The organism is Arthrobacter sp. Y3221048, from assembly GCF_059092685.1.
Genome location: NZ_JBNHHX010000004.1, coordinates 272791 through 294158, shown reverse-complemented (window position 1 = coordinate 294158; position 21368 = coordinate 272791). Strand labels below are relative to the sequence as shown.

At 64.5% G+C, this 21368-nt stretch carries 18 protein-coding genes and 1 tRNA gene; 6 read left to right on the top strand and 13 right to left on the bottom strand.

Annotation, left to right across the window (positions count from 1 at the left end):
- Window positions 1-66: 66 nt before the first annotated feature.
- Window positions 67-1815, top strand: a complete 1749-nt coding sequence (locus tag AC5RVS_RS13865; RefSeq protein ID WP_494108580.1) for an ABC transporter ATP-binding protein — start codon at window positions 67-69, stop codon at window positions 1813-1815.
- A complete protein-coding gene (locus tag AC5RVS_RS13860; protein ID WP_494108579.1) occupies window positions 1805-2116 on the top strand; it encodes a hypothetical protein in 312 nt (103 codons plus the stop codon). Before AC5RVS_RS13865 ends, AC5RVS_RS13860 begins: the two co-directional genes overlap by 11 nt.
- 14 nt (window positions 2117-2130) lie before the next feature.
- Here the strand turns inward: AC5RVS_RS13860 and AC5RVS_RS13855 are convergent, their stop codons facing one another.
- The 5 genes from AC5RVS_RS13855 to bcp all read right to left on the bottom strand — a co-directional run bounded on the left by AC5RVS_RS13855 (window position 2131) and on the right by bcp (window position 6857).
- A complete protein-coding gene (locus AC5RVS_RS13855) occupies window positions 2131-3096 on the bottom strand; it encodes an ABC transporter permease (RefSeq protein WP_493986847.1) in 966 nt (321 codons plus the stop codon).
- A 2-nt stretch (window positions 3097-3098) separates the two neighbouring features.
- On the bottom strand, window positions 3099-4100 hold the full coding sequence (locus AC5RVS_RS13850; protein WP_493986848.1) for an ABC transporter permease: 1002 nt from the start codon (window positions 4098-4100) through the stop codon (window positions 3099-3101).
- 144 nt (window positions 4101-4244) lie between these two features.
- A complete protein-coding gene (locus AC5RVS_RS13845; RefSeq protein WP_494108578.1) occupies window positions 4245-5939 on the bottom strand; it encodes an ABC transporter substrate-binding protein in 1695 nt (564 codons plus the stop codon).
- A 274-nt stretch (window positions 5940-6213) separates the two neighbouring features.
- A tRNA-Leu gene (locus AC5RVS_RS13840) sits at window positions 6214-6298 on the bottom strand.
- Between the two features lie 85 nt (window positions 6299-6383).
- Window positions 6384-6857 (bottom strand): thioredoxin-dependent thiol peroxidase, encoded by a 474-nt coding sequence (gene bcp, locus AC5RVS_RS13835; protein WP_494108577.1) that lies wholly within the window; start codon window positions 6855-6857, stop codon window positions 6384-6386.
- A 114-nt stretch (window positions 6858-6971) separates the two neighbouring features.
- Here bcp and AC5RVS_RS13830 point away from each other — a divergent pair, with 114 nt between their 5' ends.
- On the top strand, window positions 6972-7430 hold the full coding sequence (locus AC5RVS_RS13830) for a MarR family winged helix-turn-helix transcriptional regulator (RefSeq protein WP_493986851.1): 459 nt from the start codon (window positions 6972-6974) through the stop codon (window positions 7428-7430).
- A gap of 278 nt (window positions 7431-7708) precedes the next feature.
- Here AC5RVS_RS13830 and AC5RVS_RS13825 read toward each other — a convergent pair whose 3' ends face one another.
- The 7 genes from AC5RVS_RS13825 to AC5RVS_RS13795 form a co-directional block, all read right to left on the bottom strand.
- Window positions 7709-8482, bottom strand: a complete 774-nt coding sequence (locus tag AC5RVS_RS13825) for a cysteine hydrolase family protein (RefSeq protein WP_493986852.1) — start codon at window positions 8480-8482, stop codon at window positions 7709-7711.
- Between the two features lie 11 nt (window positions 8483-8493).
- The gene (locus AC5RVS_RS13820; protein ID WP_494108576.1) at window positions 8494-9282 is read right to left on the bottom strand and encodes a gluconate 2-dehydrogenase subunit 3 family protein; all 789 of its coding nucleotides are present in this window, start codon (window positions 9280-9282) and stop codon (window positions 8494-8496) included.
- A gap of 60 nt (window positions 9283-9342) precedes the next feature.
- Complete coding sequence (locus AC5RVS_RS13815) at window positions 9343-10998, bottom strand: GMC family oxidoreductase (protein WP_494108575.1); 1656 nt, start codon at window positions 10996-10998, stop codon at window positions 9343-9345.
- 39 nt (window positions 10999-11037) lie between these two features.
- Window positions 11038-12222 carry a sugar ABC transporter substrate-binding protein gene (locus AC5RVS_RS13810; protein ID WP_493986855.1) on the bottom strand — a complete coding sequence of 395 codons (1185 nt, stop codon included), beginning with the start codon at window positions 12220-12222 and terminating at the stop codon, window positions 11038-11040.
- Between the two features lie 64 nt (window positions 12223-12286).
- The gene (locus AC5RVS_RS13805) at window positions 12287-13324 is read right to left on the bottom strand and encodes an ABC transporter permease (protein WP_494108574.1); all 1038 of its coding nucleotides are present in this window, start codon (window positions 13322-13324) and stop codon (window positions 12287-12289) included.
- A 4-nt stretch (window positions 13325-13328) separates the two neighbouring features.
- Window positions 13329-14411: an ABC transporter permease gene (locus AC5RVS_RS13800; RefSeq protein WP_494108573.1), complete on the bottom strand. Its 1083-nt coding sequence runs from the start codon at window positions 14409-14411 to the stop codon at window positions 13329-13331.
- On the bottom strand, window positions 14408-15991 hold the full coding sequence (locus AC5RVS_RS13795) for a sugar ABC transporter ATP-binding protein (RefSeq protein WP_493986858.1): 1584 nt from the start codon (window positions 15989-15991) through the stop codon (window positions 14408-14410). Before AC5RVS_RS13795 ends, AC5RVS_RS13800 begins: the two co-directional genes overlap by 4 nt.
- Before the next feature lie 301 nt (window positions 15992-16292).
- Between AC5RVS_RS13795 and xylA the strand changes: the two genes are divergently transcribed.
- From xylA to AC5RVS_RS13780, 3 genes are read left to right on the top strand one after another with little or no spacing between them, the layout of a single operon-like run.
- Window positions 16293-17480 carry a xylose isomerase gene (xylA, locus tag AC5RVS_RS13790; RefSeq protein ID WP_494108572.1) on the top strand — a complete coding sequence of 396 codons (1188 nt, stop codon included), beginning with the start codon at window positions 16293-16295 and terminating at the stop codon, window positions 17478-17480.
- Window positions 17481-17531: 51 nt separating this feature from the next.
- Complete coding sequence (gene xylB / locus AC5RVS_RS13785; RefSeq protein WP_494108571.1) at window positions 17532-18971, top strand: xylulokinase; 1440 nt, start codon at window positions 17532-17534, stop codon at window positions 18969-18971.
- Complete coding sequence (locus AC5RVS_RS13780; RefSeq protein ID WP_494108570.1) at window positions 18968-20035, top strand: aldose epimerase family protein; 1068 nt, start codon at window positions 18968-18970, stop codon at window positions 20033-20035. The genes xylB and AC5RVS_RS13780 overlap by 4 nt, the downstream gene beginning before the upstream one ends.
- Before the next feature lie 17 nt (window positions 20036-20052).
- Here the strand turns inward: AC5RVS_RS13780 and AC5RVS_RS13775 are convergent, their stop codons facing one another.
- Entirely contained in the window at window positions 20053-21273 is a 1221-nt protein-coding gene (locus tag AC5RVS_RS13775) for an ROK family protein (RefSeq protein WP_493986862.1), read from the bottom strand.
- Between the last annotated feature and the right edge of the window lie 95 nt (window positions 21274-21368).

Below are 21368 nucleotides of genomic sequence, written 5' to 3'. Positions count from 1 at the left end.
GCCCGCGCGGCGAATTCCCGATGAGAGATAGGCCACATCCGCACTTGTTTGGGGCAGGATGGAACCATGACCGAACATGCCGACGACGCCGCCCTGCTCGAGGTCCGGGACCTGGCCGTTGCCTTCCGCACCACCTACGGGCAGGTCTCAGCGGTGGAGGGCGCCTCGCTGCGCTTGGAACAGGGCAAGACGCTGGCGATTGTGGGCGAATCCGGTTCCGGGAAGTCCACCACGGCGATGGCCGTGATTGGACTGCTGCCGAGTAACGGCCGAGTGACCGCCGGGAGCATCCGCTTCGACGGCCAGGAGCTCGTGGGGCTGTCGGAGCATCGGATGCGGACCATCCGGGGCCGCCAGATCGGCCTGGTCCCGCAGGACCCGATGTCCAACCTGAACCCGGTCACCAGGATCGGCTCGCAGGTGGCGGAGACCCTGCTGGTGCACGGCATGGCGACCAGGCGGGACGTGGACCGGAAGGTCGTGGAGGTCCTGGAGGCCGCCGGACTGCCCAACGCCAAAGAACGCGCCAGGCAGTATCCCCATGAGTTCTCCGGCGGGATGCGCCAGCGCGCCTTGATAGCCATCGGCTTGGCCTGCCAGCCGCGGCTGCTGATCGCCGACGAGCCGACGTCGGCACTGGATGTGACAGTCCAGCGCACCATCCTGGACCAGATCGAGTCGATGACCCAGGAACTGGGGACGGCCGTGCTGCTCATTACCCACGACCTGGGCCTGGCCGCCGAGCGGGCGTCGGAACTGGTGGTGATGCACCGCGGCAAAGTGGTGGAGACCGGGCCGGCACGGCAGTTGCTGGAGGACCCGCAGCACCCCTACACCCGGGCGCTGGTGAAGGCAGCGCCCAGCGTCGCTGCCGTGCGCCTGATGCCGGGGGCGTTCACCGGCAACGCGGCTGTCCGCGCCGAACGGGCGGAGAAGGTCTTCCAGGAACACGCGGCCGAAGCTCCCGCGGCCGCCGAGGCGGGTGTAGCCGCCGAGCCGCAGAAGACGGACAACATCGTGGAACTGCGCGACCTGACCAAGGTGTACAAGATCCGCGGCCGGGCCGAGGACTTTTACGCGGCGAAGAACGTGACGCTCGATATCCCGCGCGGACAGACGGTCGCCATCGTCGGCGAATCGGGCTCCGGAAAGACCACCACCGCCCGCATGCTGCTGAAGCTGATCGAACCGACCAGCGGCACCATGACCTTCGACGGGATGGATGTGGCCAATCTGACCAAGGCGCAGCTGCGGGACTTCCGCCAGCGGGTGCAGCCGGTGTTCCAGGATCCGTACTCGTCCCTGAACCCTATGTTCACCATCGAGCGCATCGTCGAAGAGCCGCTGTCCACTTACAAGCGCGGCAGCGCGAGGGAGCGCTCGGTACGCGTGCGGGAGCTGATGGACGAAGTGGCGCTGCCGCAGGACATGCTGCGGCGCTACCCGTCCGAACTCTCCGGCGGCCAACGCCAGCGCGTGGCGATTGCCCGTGCCTTGGCCCTGAAGCCCGAACTGATCATCTGCGACGAGCCGGTCTCAGCACTGGATGTGCTGGTTCAGGCGCAGATCCTGAAGCTGCTGGGGGACCTGCAGGCGGAGCTGGGCCTGAGCTACCTCTTCATTTCCCATGACCTGGCCGTGGTGCGGCTGATTTCCGACTATGTCTGCGTGATGAAGGACGGCGAACTGGTGGAGGCAGCCAGCTCGGAGGAAGTGTTCACGAACCCGCGGCACCCTTACACCCGGCGCCTGCTTGGTTCCATCCCGGGCAACGAGCTGGAGATTCAGGCGGAGGATCCCGAGATTGCGTCCTGAGGGTGCCGGGCCCGGGTCCGTCCCGGAGCCTGAAGATCACCGGCCGGAAGGCTTCGGCTTCCGGACCGGTGTGCGCAGCGCCGCGGTAGCCATCGGCTTCGCCGTCTTCGTGCTGGTCATCGGCACCGTGATGCTGGCGGTCGGGGCCGTCATCTTTATCGGTGAGGGCAGGTGGGGCGCCCTCTGGTGGCTGGCGGCGCTGGAGGTGCTGTTCATTGCCGGCTTCGCCGCCATGATGCACATGGCGCGCCAGCGACGGCGGTATGACGGCGGGGGACCGCCGGCCACCCCGGCCGGCTGAAAGCGCGCTTTCTGCTACTTGGCCCGGGTCTTCGGATCCAGTGCTTCCCGCAGGGATTCGCCCAGCAGCGTGAAGCCCAACGCGGTCACGGCGATGCACAGGCCGGGCAGGAACGCCAGCTGCGGCGCGATGCCCAGTTCGGCCTGCGCATAGGTGAGCATGCGGCCCCATTCGGCGGTCTGCGGGCGCCCGCCGCCCAGGCCCAGGAAGGAGAGCGCCGCGGCGTCGATGACCGCGGTGGCCAGCGTCAGGGTGGCCTGGACGATGACCGGACCCACGCTGTTGGGCAGCTGGTGGTTCATGATGATGGTGCCCCGGCTCAAGCCCAGCGTCTGTGCTGCCAGCATGTAGTCCGCGCTGCGTTGCGAAATCATCGACGACCGCAGCAGCCGCGCGAAGATCGGCAGCTGGGCCACACCGATGGCGATCATCACCGCGTACGCTCCCTGCCCCAGGATGGCCGCGATGGACACCGCCAGCAGCAGGTTCGGCACGGAGAGCAGGATGTCGACCGCGCGCATGATCACGCTGTCGATCCAGCCGCCGAAGCCGCCGGCGAGGATGCCCAGCAACATGCCCCCGGCCAGTCCCATGGCGGTGGAAACGACGCCGATGAGCAGCGAGGCCTGCGCACCCCAGATGAGTTTGCTGAGCAGGTCCCCGCCGAACCGGTCGAGCCCCAGGGGGAAGCCTTCCACCTCGCCGAAGCCGGGAATGTGGGTGGGTGTGATGTAGGTGCGGCCGGGCAAATCCTGGCCGCCGTAGGGCGCAAGCACCGGCGCCAGGACGGCCGTCAGCACGAACAGGCCCACGATGGCGGCGCCGGAAATGGCCTGCGGATTCCTGCGTAGCCTGCGGAAGGCGTCTTTCCAGAGGCTGGTGCCCCCGGGGCCGCTGCTGGCGGGAGCGCCCGGTGCGCCGGGCGGCTCGGGGGTGGTCCGGATGTCGCCGCCGGACTGCGGCGGAAGTGTTGTGCTCATTTTTAGACACGCACCCTCGGGTCGATGATGCTGTAGGAGATGTCCACGACCAGGTTGATCAGCGAATACAGCACGGCGATGAAGATGATGAACCCCTGCAGGACGGGGTAGTCCAGATTGAAAATCGCGTCCCGCAGGAACCGTCCGATGCCGTTGAACGCGAACACGGTCTCGGTCAGCACGGCCCCGGAAATCAACAGCCCCAGCTGCAGGCCGATGGTGGTGGTGACCGGCAGCATCGCGTTTCGCAGGATGAACCGGTTGCGGATGGTTTTCTGCATCAGCCCCTTGGCTCGCGCGGTGCGCACATAGTCCGCGTTCTGGACCTCCAAGACGGAGGCCCGGGTGATGCGCACGATGATGGCCAACGGAATGGTGCCCAGCGCGATCCCGGGCAGCGCCAGGTGCAGCAGCGCATCCCACGCGGCATCCCATTCGCGGGTGAGCAGGCCGTCGAGCACATAGAAATCGGTGACGTGCGTGGCGTTGATCCTCGGATTTTGCCGGCCGTCGGTAGGGAACCAGGGCAGCTGGATGGCGAACAGCCACTTCAGGATGAAGGCCAGGAAGAAGACCGGGACGGTGATCCCCACCAGCGACAGCACGACGGAGGAGTGGTCGGGCCACTTGCCGTTATACCTGGCGGCTTGGTAGCCCAGCGGGATGCCTATTCCGACGGCGATGATCAGGGCAACGATCGTCAGCTCCACCGTCGCCGGGAAGCGGGTCGCGAACTCGGTCAGCACGGGCCGGCCGGTGAGGATCGAGGTGCCGAAGTCACCCTGCAGCAGCTTGCCCATGTAGACGAAGTACTGCTCGATCAAGGGCCGGTCGAAGCCGTAGAGCTCGTTGACCCGCGCCACGGCCTCTGGCGTGGCACGGTCGCCAAGCAACGCCGTGGCGGGCCCGCCGGGCAGACTCCGAACCCACAGGAACAGCAGCAGGGAAAGCCCGAAGAGCGTCGGGATGAGCAGCGCGATGCGCTTGACGATGACTCTGAGCACAGCGTCCTTCCGGATCCCGGTCCCGGCGTTGCGCCGGATGCGGTGGAAATTGCCTATTCGGCAGCAGGCCGGGCGCGGCCCGCTGGTTGATCGGGCCGCGCCTGCCTGCCAGGGTCCGCCGTGTGCGGACCCCGGCAGGACGGGCTACTCGCTGAGCTCGATGGCGTTGAACACCTCGTCATTCACCGGGCTGGCCGGATAGGAGGTCACCCGGGGTGCGAAGGCGAGCGACGGCGCCGGGTGCGCCAGCGGGATAGCCGGGAGGAACTGCGCGATGTCCTCATTGATCTCCTCGTACAGCGGCGTCGCCTCCTCGATACTGCTGGTCTCGCGGGCCTTGGACAGCTTGTCGAACAACTCCTTGTTATTGAAGCCGAACTCCGGCTTCTCCTGGCCGAAGAAAACCCCGACGAAGTTGTCTGTGTCGTTGTAGTCGCCGGTCCAGCCGAGCAGGTGGATGTCGTGGTCCGCGCTGGCCTGGATGCGGTCCAAATAGTCCGGGGACCACTTGTCCGGCTGTGCCTCAATGGTGATGCCGACCTCTTCGAGCTGGGCGCTCAGGTTGGTGAACACCTGTTCCGGCGTCGGCATGTACGGCCGGGAGACCCCCGTGGGGTAGTTGAACATCAGCTCAAGGCCGTCGCCGTAGCCGGCCTCTTCGAGCAGCGCCCGCGCCTTCTCCGGGTCGTACTCGTAGGTGGTGACGTCGTCCTTGTAGCCGTTGACGGTGTCCGGGACGAACTGCGTGGCGACTTTGGTGCCCTCGGGCAGGGTCTGGCGGACCAGCGCTTCCTTGTCGATCGCGTGGGCGATCGCCTGGCGGACCTTGATGTCCTTCAGCGCCTCCTCCTCCTGGTTCATGCCCAGGTACAGGATGGTGAACGGATCGCGCGCAATGACGTTGAAGCCGGCGTCGGCCAGTGACTGCGTATCGGCCGGCGCCACCAGGTCGTAGCCGTCAATGTCCCCGGCCTCCAGCGCCTGCCGGCGGGCATTGGGGTCCTCGATGATCCGGAAGATGATCTGCTGGACCTGGCCCTGTTCGCCCCAGTACCCGTCGAAGGCGGAAAGCTGCAGCGACTCGCCGACGGACCAGCTGTCGAACTTGAACGGGCCGGTGCCGACCGGGTGGCCCATGGCATATTCGCTCAGCTCCGGAGCCTCTTCCGAGCCGCCGACCTCCTCCGCGTTGAACTCCTGAAGGGCGGTGGGGCTCTGCATCGCGAACGCCGGCAGGGACAGCGCCGGGATGAAACCGGCGAACGGCTGGGCGAGGTTCACCGTCACCTCGGTGTCGCTGGCCGCCTCACAGGAGTCGTAGACGGCCGTCTCGGGAGAGTCCGAGTAGCCGCGGAACAGCGAACCGTAGTAGTAACTCATCGCCTGGGACTGCTGGATCCCCTCGAAGTTGTACCAGCGGTCAAAGTTGAAGCAGACGGCCTCGGCGTTGAAATCGGTGTCGTCGTGGAACTTCACGCCTTCCTTTAGTTGGAACGTGTAGGAGAGCCCGTCGTCGGACATCTCCCACGATTCAGCCAGCAGCGGTTCAGCGTCGGGGGTCCCTTCCTTGACGCCCACGAGGCCCTCGAAGATCTGGCGGCTGACGCGGAAGGACTCGCCGTCGCTGGCGAAGGCCGGGTCCAGCGACTTGGGATCCGACGACGCGGCGAACACGAACGTCGAATTAACCGCCTCCTCCGTCTCGCCTTGCGCTCCGCCGCCGCGCTCGCTCTCGGCACAGCCGGACAGGACGAGTGCGCCGGCGGCCAGGCAGGCAATGACGGCTCCGGTGTGCCGGCCGCGGCGCTGGCCTCCGGAAAAGATGTCAGCAAATGACATGGACTGCTCCTCGGGGACGTGAGGTGTGACGCCGACTTTGTGTACGGCATCCGGCAGAGGCGCGGTGACGCGTCCGCTTGATGAGAGCTTAGTCACATGTCCGATCGAAAGCATCGGTTTCAGGTTCGGTGGTTTGCCAAATCCATCACAATTTGGTGACAGCTGCCGAGCGGAATCGAGCGACGGCGGCGGCGGACGTGCCGTACGCCCGGCCGGAAACGGGGCGGTGAAGCGCCAAGAGCCCCGCAACGTGACGCTGCGGGGCTCTTGTTGATGGTGCGCAAGGCGGGACTTGAACCCGCACGTCCGAAGACACTGGAACCTAAATCCAGCGCGTCTACCAATTCCGCCACTCGCGCATTCGTTCCGGCACTTCGGAACAGCTATCAGTCTACCGGCATGGCGGCAGTCGTTTTGCGGGGGACTTATGCCTTGTGCGGCCGCCTAGTTGTCCAGACCGAGGTCGCGGCGCAGCTTGGCCACGTGGCCGGTGGCCCGGACGTTGTACTGGGCCAGCGCCACCTTGCCCTCGGGATCCACCACGATCGTGGAACGGACCAGGCCCTCGTAAACCTTGCCGTAGTTCTTCTTTTCGCCCCAGGCCGCATACGCCTCGGCTACGGCGTGGTCTTCGTCGGAGAGCAACGGGAAGTTCAGCTCTTCCTTATCCGCGAACTTCACCAGCTTCGGCAGCGGATCGGGGGAGACCCCCAGCACCGCGTATCCGGCGCCCTTCAGCGAGTCGAGACTGTCGCGGAAGTCGCAGGCCTGCTTCGTGCAGCCCGGTGTCGAAGCTGCAGGATAGAAGTAGACCACAACGTTTTGGCCACGATAATCGGCCAGGGAGACGGTGTTGCCCGCCGAGTCCTGCAGCGTGAATTCCGGCGCGATGTCGCCGGTGGACAGTCGTTCGGCCATGGGGCAGCTCCTTAGCGATCTGGGATTCCAGCACCAGCATAGCCAAGACGGCCCTCGGGCCGCCCGGACTACGTACGTATACTTGATTGCATGCCGGATTTGAAGAATTGGCCGATGCCACGGTTGCTCTCCACCGCCGCCCGGCTCGTCGAGCACGAATGGAACGACAAGCTGGCCGGCCTGGGCCTGACCCACGCGGGCGTCATTGCCCTCGAGGTGCTCGCCGCCGAGGGGGAAATGACGCAGGCGCAGCTGGCGACCCGTGTGCGCGTGCAGGCGCAGACCATGGGCAAGACCCTGGGCAGGCTGGAAGTCCATGGTCACATCATCCGTGCCCGCAGCGATGTGGACCGCCGGCGGCAAATCGTGCAGATCACCGATGAGGGCAAGCGGGCACTCAAGCATGCCGCCGAGCTGGAGCGGCTGCTCAGCAGCGGCAGCGGCGACCAGATGGATGAGCTCAAGGAACGGCTGACGGTCATCATCCGCAGGCTGGGCAACAGCCGCTTCGGCATTGGCTCGGTCGAAACCATCGACGTCGCCGAGATCGACGGCTACGAAGACGGCGACTGACCCGCTGGCTTCCCGGCCGCCGGAAGTCCGGCAATCCGGAACCCGCGCGCTTCCATGTCACCGTGATCGGCGATGAGCTACTACAGAGCCGGCGATTTCGTCCTCGAGAACGAGACGTCCCGAGCGATCTAAGCTCCCAACCCACAACGACGTCGATGCCCACTTTCCGGTGCACGCCCGGGCGGGGAGGCGGGTCCGGCACCCCGTGCCTACCCAGGTTTTCCGGCCGTGGATGTACCGGCCGCCGGTCCCGCCCCTTTCTGTGAAACCACCGGGGTTTAACCGCCGGCAGTTGCCTCTGCGGTTACAGAGCTTTCCCGCGTCGCCCGCGATGAGCGTTCGACGAGAGCCGCGAACTCATCGCTGGACATCACGTCCGCGTACTGGACCTGGATGTTGCGCAGGGATTCCCAGTACTGTCCGTAGCCCTCAGGGGTTTCCTGGTCGAACTCGGGGTTGCGGCCGTGGGTGTTGAGGGGAATGGCCGTGCCGGAATCGGCCACGACGATCACTTTGTATCCCCGGTCGAAACCGTCGCGCGCCGTGGTCGGTACGCAGTTGGCGGTCGAGGAGCCGACGATCACGAGGTACTCGGCGCCGTCCTGCTGGAGGTACTCGTTGAAGGCTGTTCCGTAGAAGCTGCTGTTGCGGTGCTTTTGGAAGACGGGTTCGCCCTTTTGCGGTTCGAATCCTTCGCAGAGGGCGCCGTTCCACGTCCCGTGGTTGAACGGCGAATCAGGCTCTTTCCACGACGGATACTTCAGCCCCCAAATGCCGATGTCATAACCTTCGGGGTGCATGCCCCACATGGACCAGATGACCTTGATTCCCTTTTCGCGGGCGAGTTCGATCATTCTCTTGGCCGGCCCGAGGGATTCCTGCCCGGAGGGAGCTCCGCCGACACTCTGAATGTAGTCCGCCCCGTCCGGGTCAAGGCAGAGATTCTGGATGTCGAGCGCGTGGACCACGGTCTTGCTCAGATCAATGGTCTCGGGGATGAAGCTGTTGGAACGGTCGACGTACTTGTTGAGCTTGTCTTCGTAGGCGGTCATTGTCTTTCCCTTTACTTGCTGGATTCCTCTGTACGGTCCGATGCCGAAGCCGTATCGCCTGCTTCGCTACGGGCGGGGTCTTCGGGGCCTTCTGTCACGTTGTCCTGGCCGTGTTTGAAGCCGGGGATCAGTTCCTCCCAGTCGTATTCCTGGATGAAGTACTTGGCCGTGCTGTAGGTGCCGTCCATGGTGTCGCGCAGGTTCTTTGGCCCGTCGAAGCCAAGCATCTTCCAGCCCATCTGGTCTTTGTTTCCGCCGTACACCGGGTCGGCGTAGAAACCTTGGCGGACGTGCAGACACAGGGTGTCGAAGAAACTTTTGTCTTCATCGGTGTTTCCCTGAAGCCGCGAGTAGTACACCTCCATGGAGGTCAGCGAGACCGGCACCGGTTTGGGAGCGCCGCTGACCTGCTCGAGCACCTGGTCCTGGACTTCTTCGGTCGCGGCCTTGAAGGACTCTGCCCGCAACTCGCGCGACCGGCGGTCGAGCTCACGGACCCCTTCGCGGTAGAGCCGTTGCAGGTCGGTGATGCGTGCCCTGGCAGACCGTGCTTCTTGGCCGGCCAGGGCCAGGAAGCCGGAGCCGTCGGCTGCCGCGAAAAGGTAGTCGACGCCTGAGAGGTAACGGTCGATGAAAACGATGACCCTCGCCTCGCGGGCCCCGGGATCATGGTCGGTGGGCATGACCCGCGCGGCGGCGGCTTCGATGGTTTCCCACTCGTGGTCGGTGAAGAACAGTTTTTCATCCGAGTCGGGGTCGATGTGGATCGGGACGATTTCCCAGTCGGCTTTCGAAACCATCTTGTCTTCCTTTCTACGATTTCCTGCCGGCCGACTATTAGCCGCCGGCAGGTTCAGCCGCTAGCTGCGGCCCTTGAGATAGGTGCCGGCGATGTAGTCTGCGCAGCGCCAGGAGTGGGCCATGATCGTGAGTGTGGGGTTCACGCCCATGGCGGTGGGGAAGGCTGCGCCGTCAAGCACGAAGACGTTGTCCACCGAGTGGGCCTGGCCCCATTCGTTCAGCACCGACTTGCCTGGGTCGGTTCCCATCCGGACAGTGCCCTGCTGGTGGCAGGCGTTGCCGGTGAATTCATCACCCAGGTAGACGGGGGTGGTTTTCGTTGCCCCGGCCGCCTGGAGGATTTCCACGTTTTTGTCGATCTGCCATTTGCTCATGGCGATGTCGTTGGCGTGGGGCTTGTTCGTGATCCGCGCTACCGGCAGCCCCCAGGCATCTTTGACGTTGGGGTCAAGGTCGACCCGGTTCGTCTCCTGGGGCATGTCCTGGAGGATGAATCCGACCTTCATCGAGTAGTCGAAGTAATTTCGGTCGGCGTCCTTCATGGCCTGGCCCCAGGTCGGCCGGCCGGGCATGATCGCGTTGATGGCCTGTCCGATCTGGGTGGTGGCGATGATGCCGCCGCCGATGTGGCCCCTGCTTTCGTCGGTCTCGTAGAAGTGCGTGGAACCGCCGCTTTGGTAGTTCCCCGTCCAGCCGCGCAGCGGCTCCTCGATGTCCTTGTCGAACAGTCCGACCGCGAAGATGTATTCGTGGAAGGTGGCGTTCTTGCCGACAAGGCCGGAATCGTTCGCGAGACCTTCGGGGAACCGGTTCGATTTGGACAGCAGCATGAGCCGCGCCGACTCGATCGCGCCAAGTGCAAGGACGACCACGGCTGCGTCCTGCTCGACCTCATGGCCTTCGGGGTCGATGTAGATGACGCCGGTGGCCCGGCCGTCCTTGCCCAGTTTGACTTCCCTGACGTAGCTGTCGGCCCTTACCTCCAGGTTGCCGGTGGCGAGGGCTTCGGGGATGTACGTCGTCGCCACGCTGGACCGGGTTTGGGTGGGGTCGCCGTACTGATTCCAAAAACTGGTCCGGTTCACCGCCGCCCTGCCCAGTGCGTTGCCTTCGGTCAGATGCGACATGGGCAGTGGGAAGGAATTGATGCCCAGCTTGTTGGAGCCTTCATAGAATTTCTTGCCGAACCTGGTCGGAGGCAACGGCCCGCTGGGGTACGGCTTGCTGCGGAAGCCTTCCCCCCGGTCGGCGCCGGTCAGGCCCGAGATGCCGTAGCTCCATTCAACCTTGGTCAGGTACGGTTCCAGGTCCTCGTAGTGGTACGGCCAGTCGGCCAGGCTTGCGCCTTCCAGATCCCCGTGGAGGGAGTGGAAGATGAAGTCCGACTCCCTCGGCCTGGGCATCCAGCCGGCCATGTGGCTCGTTCCGCCGCCGACGTTCGAGGGCACGGGGGAGAAATTGAAGATCCGCGCTTCGGAGTTTTCGTCCCTGCGCACCGTCCTGGGCATCAGCTTCACGTCCGGCCACAGGTAGCTGCGGTTCTGGAACTTCAACTCGTCGCCGGAGTAGTGTTCCTCCGGGCGAAGCCACGGGCCCTTGTCGAATCCGACAACTTTGTAGCCGGCTTCGCTGAGGACCTTGACGGCGGGTCCACCGCCCGCCCCGAGTCCGACGACGACGACGTCCACCGGGTCCATTTTTCGATTGCTGCTCACAGTAGAACCTCTCAGTTCGGTGGTGGTTGTGGGAAAGGTTTAGTAGCTTCCCTGGCCCTCCTGGCTTTCCTGCAGGACGGCCTGGTGCCACTCGACGTTCGACTTGTCGACGACATCGGTCGGGATGCGGACGAACTGGTTGACTTCCATGCCCAGGACTTCATGCGCGAAAAGGGTTTCGATCATGTTGTGCCCCATCTCGACGCTGTTCACGTCAACGGTTGCGGTGAGTTTGCCGGCCTTAATGGAGTCCATGCCCGAAATCAGGCCGTCGGCACCGATGGTGATGATGCCGTCCTGCCCGTCCCAATGCTTGAGGCCGCGTGCGTCGATGGCCTGGGAAGCGCCGAGCGCCATGTCTTCGTTTTCGCCGTAGATCGCGTTGACATCGGGGTTTTTGGTCAGCAGGTCCTGCGCTGCCCTAAGACCTTTGTCCCGGACGTAGCCGCCGTCGGCCTGTCCGACGATTTCGATGCCGGGGTACTCCGAGATGGCTTTCTTGAAGCCCTGCTGGCGCAGCTTGGTCCAGTCCGATCCGGAGGGCCCCATGATCTGGATGACCTTGCCTTCGCCCTTGAGCTGATCGCCGATGTATTTTCCGGCGATGTAGCCGGACTGCCAGCGGTCGTCATAGCCGATGTTCGAGACGGTATTGAGGCCACCGGTGGGGTCCTCGGCCTGGGAAGGATTGGCCAGCTCTTCAGTGGAGTTGAACTGGTAGAAGTCGACGCCTTCTTCCTGTCCGCGGCCGTACAGTTCCTGCATCGTGGCGGCGTTGGCGGCGGAACAGACGAAGACCGCGTCGAAGTCGCGGGCGATATACCCCTGGACGATGCCAAGGGTTTCAGTGCCTGAATGGGCGTCGTTGAGGGCGCCCTGCCGCTCCCAGGTCCAGTTCACACCGAACCGGTCCTCGTATTCCTTCATCTTGTTGAAGGCCGCTTTTTCGACCTGGGTATAGAACTCGGAGAGGATCGGGGGGGCAAAGCCGACTTTGATTTCACGGCCGTCCACCAATTCGCGGATGGCGGCATCGGCGGCCGAGTCCGGGTTGACTGCGGCACCGGCGCCTCCGCCCCCGCCTCCCCCCGTGCCGGTCGGCGTCTCGACCGTGGTGCAGCCGGTGAGGATGAGGGCTGCCGTGACTGCTCCGGAAGCGAGGGCGCTGCGGGTCCGGGCGTACCGACGGCGGCCTGCGGGCCGGGTGGTGTCAGTTGTGGACATTGTCTTGCCTTTCATTTTTTGGTGGTCCCCGCAGCAACGGGGAGATCGGGGAAGCTGGTTACGATTACACGGGGGCGACGTCGAGTACGACGGCCCGCCGTTGCCGGACTCGGGCGTTGATGATGGCGCTGATCCGGTTGGCCAGGACAGCGATGATCAGAATCGAGCCGATGACGATTTTCTGGTAGCTGGACGGAACGCCGGCGAGGTTGATGATGTTGATGGTCGCGGCCAGAGTGATGGCGCCGAGCACGGCTCCCAGGATGCGGCCCCTGCCGCCACTGAGTGCAGCACCGCCGATGACGGCGGCGGCGATGGCCTGGATCTCGTAACCGACACCGAGGTCGGCCGGGACGTTGGTATTTCGACCGGCGAGGATGACGCCGGCGATCGCGGCGCACAGCCCGCTGATGACGTAGGCGATGATCCGGACCCGGTCCACCCGCACGCCGGACTGTATGGCGCCGGTCCGGCTGCTGCCGACAGAGAAAAGGTGTGTCCCAAGGCGGGACGATCCCAAAATCCCGCCAAGGAGCAGCGCCACGATGAGGGATATGACCATGGGCAGGGTGAGGGCTCCGGCCAGCGGACTCAGGCCGCCGATGACATAGAACTCGGGGACCATGTAGCCGATGATGGGCACGCCCTGTGTCCAGATGTAGAGGATGCCGCCGGCGAAGCCGAGCATCGCGAGCGTGGCAATGAAGTCGGGCAGCCCGACCCGGGTGACGAGCAGGCCGTTGCCGACCCCGATCAAGGCGCCGGCAAACAGCGCAGCGAGGATCGCGACGAACAGCGGCATTCCCGATTTCATCGTCTGGGCCGCTACCCCCGCGCAGAGTGCCATGGCGGCGCCGATCGAGAGGTCGATGCCTCCCGCGATCAGGACGACGGTCATGCCCATGGCCAGGATCATGACCGTGATGCTGCTGTTAAGGATGTTGAACAGGTTTGACGGAGCCAGGAACACCGGCAACGTGAACGCCGCAATCAAACAGGCCAGTACGAGCATGGCGAGCACGCCGAGGGTGGGGTCCAGCAGGATCCGGTCAACGATGCGGCCGATCAGGCCGGTGTTGCGTCTGGGTGTTGAAGTGCTCATGGGGTCAGTCCTGCTGTTCGGTCACGAACGGACGGGGGCGGGCGGCGGGCTTCTGCGCCTGCTGCTGGGCCGCGGCCGGGGGAGTGTCGTGCCTGGGGGGCGTGTCGCGCCTGGAGCGTTTGCCCATATTGAGCGCGTATTGCTGGACGCGGCGGTCGAAGACCACCCCGGCGACGATGCAAAGGCCGGTGACGATGCTGAAGTAGACGGGGTCGACGCCGTTGAGGCGCAGGCCCTGCTGCAGGGTTGCCAGCAAAAGGCCGCCGACGACGGCGGCCCAGACGGAACCGCGGCCGCCGGCAAGGCTAACGCCTCCCAAAACGGCGCCGGCGATGGCAATGAATTCGTAGCCGCCGCCCAGGAAAGCCTGTACGGCGCCGAGGCGGGAGGCAATGAGGACGCCGGCGGCTCCTGCGAGCATGCCGGAGACGACGAAGGTGCCCATCCTGACGCGGAGGACGTTGACGCCGGCGACGTTCGCCGCGTCGGCGCCGATGCCGATGGCGTATATGCGCCGGCCGAACACCGTCTTGGCCAGGAAGAGCTGCATGATGACCAGGAGGATTGCGGCGATCCAGAAGGCGCTCGGAATGCCCAGGAAACGGCCGTAGACGATGTCCGAAAAGCCTGGCGTCGTCACGCCCTGGAGAGGTACCTGTTCCGTCAGGACGATGAGCAGCCCGCTGGCGATGTTCAGCGTGGCCAGCGTGACGATGAAGTCGTTGATGCCGAACTTCGTGATGAGCCATCCGTTGAACAGGCCGAATGCCGTGCCGGTGGCGACACCCACGAGGACGCCCACCAGGGTCGGCGCACCGCTGAGCAAAGCCCACATGGTCGTTCCGGCGCTCAGCCCGGCGACCGTGCCGACGGACAGGTCGATGCCGCCGGCCACGATGACGATTGCCACCCCGACGGTAATCAGCAGGACGGGTATGGCGTTGTTGATGTAATCGGTGAGGCTCTCCGGTTGCAGGAAGACAGGCGACATCAGCTGGAACACGATGACCAGGACGATCAGGGCGACCGCGATCGGCACGCCGCTGGTCGAAAGCGTGCGGGATACGGCCCGTTGGAGATTCATCATTCGCTCCTGCCGGCGGATAGGGCCAGGATTCTGTTCTTCACGCCCTCGAAGTTTCCGGCGGCCAGTTCCTGCTGCAGCGCGGTCACCGAACCCACCAGCCGGCCTTTTTTCATGACCAGCACACGGTGGCTGAGTTCCAGCAGCTCGGCGATTTCCGAGGCGATGACGATGGCGGCCCCGCCCGCGGCGACGAAATCACGGATGAGGTTGTGAACCTCCACCTTGGCCGAGACGTCGATACCCTGGGTCGGTTCGTCGAAGATCAGCAGCGAGGGCTTGGTGTTCAGGCAGCGGGCCACGATGGCCTTCTGCTGATTTCCGCCGCTCAGGTTTCGAATCTTTTCCCTGACGCTTGGGGCACGGATCGCCAAGCGCTGCCGGTAGCTTTCGGCCTGGTCCATCTCATCGCGGCTTTTGACCAGGAAACCCAGCTGCGTGACGCCGCCCAGGCTGGAGATGGAGATGTTTTCGGCAACCGAAAATTCCGGCAGAATGCCCAGCTGCTTGCGGTCTTCCGGGAGCATGGCCAGCCCGTGGCGGTATGCCGAGCTGGAATCGCGGATGCGGAGGGGTTGCCCGTTGAGGTGCATTGTTCCGCTGCTCATCTTGTCCAAGCCCATGATGAGCCTGGCCAACTCGGTCCGCCCGGCGCCGGCGAGTCCCGCTATGCCCAGGATCTCGCCCTTGCGGACCGACAGCGAAATGTCCTTCAGGACGTGGCTGCGGTGCACATTCTCCAGCCGCAGCACTTCCTCCTCGCCGGCGTCGGGCGCCGTGTGCGGCGGCGTTCCGCTGGCCGCTCCGAATTCGCCGGCCGCGATTCCAAACATCATGCCAAGCAGCTCATCGACGTTCGTTTCGGCGATGGCGGCAGTGCCGGCGTTGGCCCCGTCGCGGAAGACGGTGGCGGTGTCCGCCAGACCGAACAGTTCCTCGAGATGGTGGGTTACCCACAGCAGTGGTACGCCCCGCCCCCTGAGCTTGCGCATGTGTTCGAACAGGTGCCGCTTTTCTTCTTCCTCAAGCCCTGAGGTCGGCTCGTCCAGGATCAGCACGCGGGGGTCGAAGGCCAGTGCTTTGACGATTTCCACCACGCGCTTTTTCAACGCACCGAACTCCCCGACGGGAAGCTTCAAGTCCTCCCGGGTCAGCCCGAAGTCGGCGGCCAACTGCTGTACCCGCTCCTCCATGCCCTTGCGGTCAAGCCTGACCTTCAGGCCGAGAAAACGGGCATTCACCTCGCGGCCGAGGAAGATGTTGTCCAGTGCCGTGAGCGCCGGAACGAGCGAAAGCTCCTGATGGATGGTCGTGATGCCCGCATTGAGCGCATCACTGGGATGGCGGAAACGTACTTCTTCCCCGGCCAGGGTAACCGTGCCCGCATCCGGGGAGACCACGCCCGAGAGCACATTGATCAGCGTGGATTTGCCGGCGCCGTTGCCCCCCAGCAGGGCATGGATCTCGTCGGGGCGGATGTCCAGGCTCACCCCGCGCAGGGCGGTTACGCCTTGGTACTGCTTCACCACGCCTTCTACTTTCAGCAGCGGCGAATGATCGACCGGTTCGGTGGAATGCCCCATGGGATCGCTCCTGTTCTCCGCTGGAGGTTGAGGCGAGGGGTGAAGCTCCGTCTGTGAGCAACATCATGTGAAAACTCAATATAGTAAGCAGTCCCAACAAATGCAACACTTTCTTTTGCTGCAGTGGGGAAACCTCGGTACAGGCGGGTTGTCAGCACGGTTGTCTAGGGTGCCTTCGATCCTAGGCTCCGTTGTCTCGGCAGGAATAATAGCGGCCCAGACCGCCGGAAACCGTTGACTTCGGGCTGTGATGGCGAATAAGTTGTTGCTCACTACTATTGAATGATGATCGGAGACGGTAATGAGGCAGCCTAGCCGCGAAGACAAGTTCTCCTTCGGCTTGTGGACGGTGGGATACGCGGGAGTCGATCCCTTCGGCGGCCCTACCCGGTCGCACGTGGATGTCGTTGAGGTGGTCGAACGGCTTGCCGGTCTCGGTGCCTATGGATTGACGTTCCACGATGATGACCTCTTCGCCTTCGGCAGCAGCGAGGGGGAGCGGCAGAAGCAGATTGACCGCCTGAGAGGTGCACTCGAGGACACGGGCCTTGAGGTTCCGATGGTCACGACGAACCTCTTCAGCCCCCCGGTTTTCAAGGACGGCGGGTTCACCTCCAATGACAGGGCCGTCCGGCGGTTCGCGCTTCGGAAGGTCCTGCGGAACATTGAGCTGGCCGCAGAACTCGGCGCCAGGACTTTCGTCATGTGGGGAGGTCGCGAAGGCGCAGAGTACGACGCTGCCAAGGACGTCCGGGCAGCCCTTGAGCGGTACCGCGAGGCGCTCGACGTTTTGGGGGGCTTCGTGACCGATCGAGGGTACGACCTGCATTTCGCGATTGAACCCAAGCCCAACGAGCCCCGCGGCGACATTCTGCTGCCGACGGTCGGCCATGCGCTGGCTTTCATCGAAACCTTGGAACGGTCGGAACTCTTCGGCGTCAACCCTGAGGTCGGACATGAACAAATGGCGGGCCTGAATTTCACCGCCGGCGTTGCCCAGGCGCTGTACCACGGCAAGCTGTTCCATATTGATCTCAACGGCCAGCGGGGGGTCAAGTACGACCAGGATCTGGTCTTTGGCCATGGCGACCTGCAAAACGCCTTTTCCCTGGTGGACCTGTTGGAAAACGGCGGCCCGAACGGGGGCCCGGCTTACGACGGTCCGCGCCACTTCGACTACAAGCCGTCGCGAACCGAGGATGCCGGGGGAGTGTGGGATTCGGCTGCGGCGAACATGCGGATGTACCTGTTGCTGAAAGAACGGGCCGCCGCCTTCCGCTCGGACCCTGAGGTGCAGGAAGCGATGCGGGCTTCCCGCGTCACCGAACTGGCGCAACCGACCCTTGGCGAAGGAGAGTCCTACGCCGAGCTGCTTCAGGACCGTTCCTCATACGAGGATTTTTCCCCGGAGGGGTACTTTGACGGCTCCGGGTTCGGGTTCGTCCGGCTGCAGCAGTTGGCCATGGAACACCTGCTTGGCGCGCGCTGATCCGCAGGAACCGTTGAGGTTTTGGACCCGGCCGACGTAACGGGAGGCATCATGACGCTTGTTGCGGGTGTCGATTCTTCGACACAGAGCTGCAAAACGGTGTTCCGGGATGCCCGCTCGGGCCGGGTCGTTTCTGCGGGACGGGCAGCTCACCCGGCCGGCACCGAAGTTGACCCGGAGGCCTGGTGGAGCGCACTGCAGGCAGCGCTCGCCCAGGCGGGAGGTCTCGGCTCAGTCAGCTGCCTTTCCATAGCAGCACAGCAGCACGGGATGGTGGCCCTCGATAAGGAGGGCCGGGTGATCCGGCCGGCTTTGCTCTGGAACGACACTCGTAGCGCGGGCGCTGCCGCTGCCCTTGTGAGCGAAGTGGGCGCCGATGAATACGTGCAAAGGACGGGATTGCTTCCCGTAGCGTCGTTCACCGCGAGCAAACTGCGGTGGTTGCGTGACGCAGAACCCGGCAATGCCGCAAAGGTCGCCGCGGTCGCACTTCCCCATGACTGGCTCACCTGGCGGCTGCGAGGGTACGGGCCAGCTGCTTCAAGCCCGCTTGGGCCGGTCCTTGAAGAACTCACGACGGACCGGTCGGATGCCAGTGGCACCGGCTATTGGGATCCGGAGGCGAACCGGTACGACCTGGATCTGTTCACTTTGGCCCTCGGACATGCTGCCGTTCTTCCCGGGGTCCTTCGCCCCCATGAGCGGGCGGGCAAGACGCCTGGGGGAATCATTGTGGGCGCGGGAGCCGGAGATAATGCCGCCGCGGCGCTGGGCCTCAACGCTTCCCGCCAGGAAGCCATGGTTTCGATCGGCACCAGCGGAACGGTATTCGCCTCATCCGCCGAACTGCACCGGGACAGTACGGGATCCGTCGCAGGCTTTGCAGACGCTGCAGGCGCTTTCCTCCCGATTGCGACCACGCTCAATGCAGCACGCATCCTGACGTCCGTCGCCGAGGTGCTGGGCGTTGACAACGACGGGCTCTCGCGTCTCGCCCTGGAGGCTCCCCCTGGCGCCAGGGGAGCAGTCCTGATCCCCTGGTTCGAAGGGGAACGCACCCCAAACCTGCCCCATGCGACGGGCAGTCTTCACGGCCTGTCGCTGACCTCGATGACAAGGCCCAATCTTGCGCGCGCTGCGGTTGAGGGGATGCTGTGCAGTCTCGCCCGAGGGCTTGATGCTCTGCGTCGGGCCGGCGCACGTCCCGAACGGGTCCTCTTGATCGGCGGGGGCGCGCAGAACCGGGCGGTCCGGTCGGTTGCCGCGCAGGTCTTCGATATGCCGGTCTCGGTTCCGGCACCCGGCGAGTACGTGGCCGAAGGAGCCGCGGTGCAGGCCGCATGGGTCCTCAATGGAGCACGCCCTGACTGGCCGCCGCACTTCGACGCGGAACTGCGACCCGATCCGCGGCCTCTTATCCGGGATCAGTACGACAGCCATGCCGAACAGCAGGAGACGTGGTTCCGCGGTCACAGCGAAGGCTCGGCGTGAAGAAGCAGGCAGGCGCCAGCAGACCGGGCACGGGACTGGTCCTGGCCAATGCCCGCAGCACCCGCCTGACGCTCGACCCCTTCGGAGCCAGGATCGTCGAACTGCTCCTGCCGGACAGGGGCGGCAAGCACGAAAACGTGGTGCTTGGGTTCGACGCTGTTGACGACTATCGCCGCCACGCGAACTGCTACATCGGCGCAACGATCGGTCGGACAGCGGGCCGCATCCCGGGCGGCCGGTTCTCCTCAGCTGGGGTGACCTTTCCCGTTGCCGCGAACGAGGGGCGGAACCATCTTCATGGAGGACCAAGGCGAAGTTTTGACCGCGTCCTGTGGTCCAGATCGGACGCGTCCCCGGAACCGGCGCAGGACGACTTCGTCAGTTTTGAATACCGCAGCCCCGAAGGCGAAGAAGGCTATCCGGGAAACCTCTCGGCGCGGGTCCGGTACTCGCTGTCTGACGCCAATGAGCTATCGATTCTCTTCACGGCCAAGGCCGACGCGGACACCCCGGTCAATATGACCAATCACGCTTACTGGAATATGGACGGGGCCGGGGCGAGGCCCGTCATCGATCAGCAGCTAATGGTTGACGCGGATTACATCCTGGCCACGGATTGGGAACTCATTCCGACGGGCAGCCACCTGCCTGTCGCCGGGTCGGCTTTCGACTTCCGCAAGCTGAGGCGGATCGGAGCCTTCCTGCCCGAATCGGGCACCGAGCCATGGCCGGGCATCGATAATACGTTCCTGTTCAATCCCGACAAGGACAAGGACAAGGACAAGGACAAGGACAAGGACAAGCCGGCGGCGGTACTTTACTCTCCCCGGACCGGACGCATGATGGAGCTGTTTACCACCGAGTTCTGTCTTCAGGTTTATACAGCGAACCGGCTGCCTCCGCTGGCGGGCCGAGGGGGTGCCGTGTACGGGCCCGGCAGCGGCATATGCCTTGAACCCCAGAAGGTTACCGATTCCAGCCATTTCCCCGACTTTCCTTCCGTCGTCCTTCCGGCCGGAACGGAGTACCGGCACCTCAGCCGTTACCGGTTCTCGACGACGTGAAACTGATCAACCAGGCTTTAGGCGACGAACGCGTAGGCTGCGGGGTCGGCCAGAAGGTCGGCGAAAACCAGTTCAGCCGCGCCGACCATGAGAAGATCCGCGCCCAGCTGCGGCCGGGAAATGTGAACGCTCTGGCGCGAAACCGGCAGTGATTCGCGGGAAACGAGCCGCTCCAGCCGCTCCGGATCAGCGGCATGCAAGGAGCCCAAAAAGCCGCCCAAGATGATCAACTCCGGATTCAGTATGTTGATTGCATTGCCGAGGGCAATGGCGAGGTACTCCTGCTGCCGGTCCACGACCGCCCGAACTTCGGCAGAGGTGGACGAAAGCAGCGCCTCCTCCAGCTCGTCCACATCAGCGGATGCCAATCCCAGGGCGGCAAGCAGAGCGTCACGGGTCACTTCGGATTCCAGGGTGCCTCGGGCATGGGCAGTGTCAAGCCCGCCGCCGCTTCTGATCCGGGTGTGGCCCAGCTCCCCGGCATGGCCGGCGACGCCGGTCAGGGCTTGGCCTCCGCTGATGATCCCGCCGCCAATGCCGCTCGCTCCGCCGTTGAGGTAGATCATGTCGCTGACCCGTCGGGCGGACCCAAAGGTCCTTTCGGCAAGGGCACCAAGGCTCGCATCGTTGGCGGCTTTCACGGGATACCCCGTGGCAGTGGCCAGCATTTCGGCAATCGGTTCATCCGTCCACTCCAGATGCGGAGCCAACCGCACGAGCCCGTCCTGTGTCCGCACCAAGCCAGGTACCGCGACGCCGACACCTGCGATTCGGTTCCCGTTGGTCTTCATGCCTTCAATGATCGCCGCACTGATGTTGACTGCTTCGCGGACGCTGGGAGCCTTATCCGTCTCGTAGCGGATCCGTTTCTGCACAACCCCGCCCAGGCTGACGGCGCCGACGGTGACCGCGTCGATCTCCGGATTGACTGCGATTGCCACGGTCGCCGGGTTTGGGCGTACGACCGCACTCGGTCGCCCGACACCGTTGCTTGAGTCCGGGCTGGTTTCCAGGACCAGGCCGAGCTCGATCAGCTCGCCGACCAGGGCGCCGATTGTTGACCTGTTCAGCCCTGTTTTCCGCGTCAGCTCGGAGCGGGGGACGGGTCCTGCATGATGCACGAACTGAAGAATGGTGGAGAGGTTATGCCGGCGAATGCTGTCAAGGTTGTTCCCCGCCCGCTGGGCCGGCGGCAGCCGCCCGTGGCCGGTGCGCAGCGGCGCGTTTGATGTACTCAACCAAACCTCCCTGGATGGTGGACAAGGGAACGACTGCCTAACTAATCGTTCAACCGCAGGCTACTCCATCCCCGCGACCATCAAATGTTTATTCC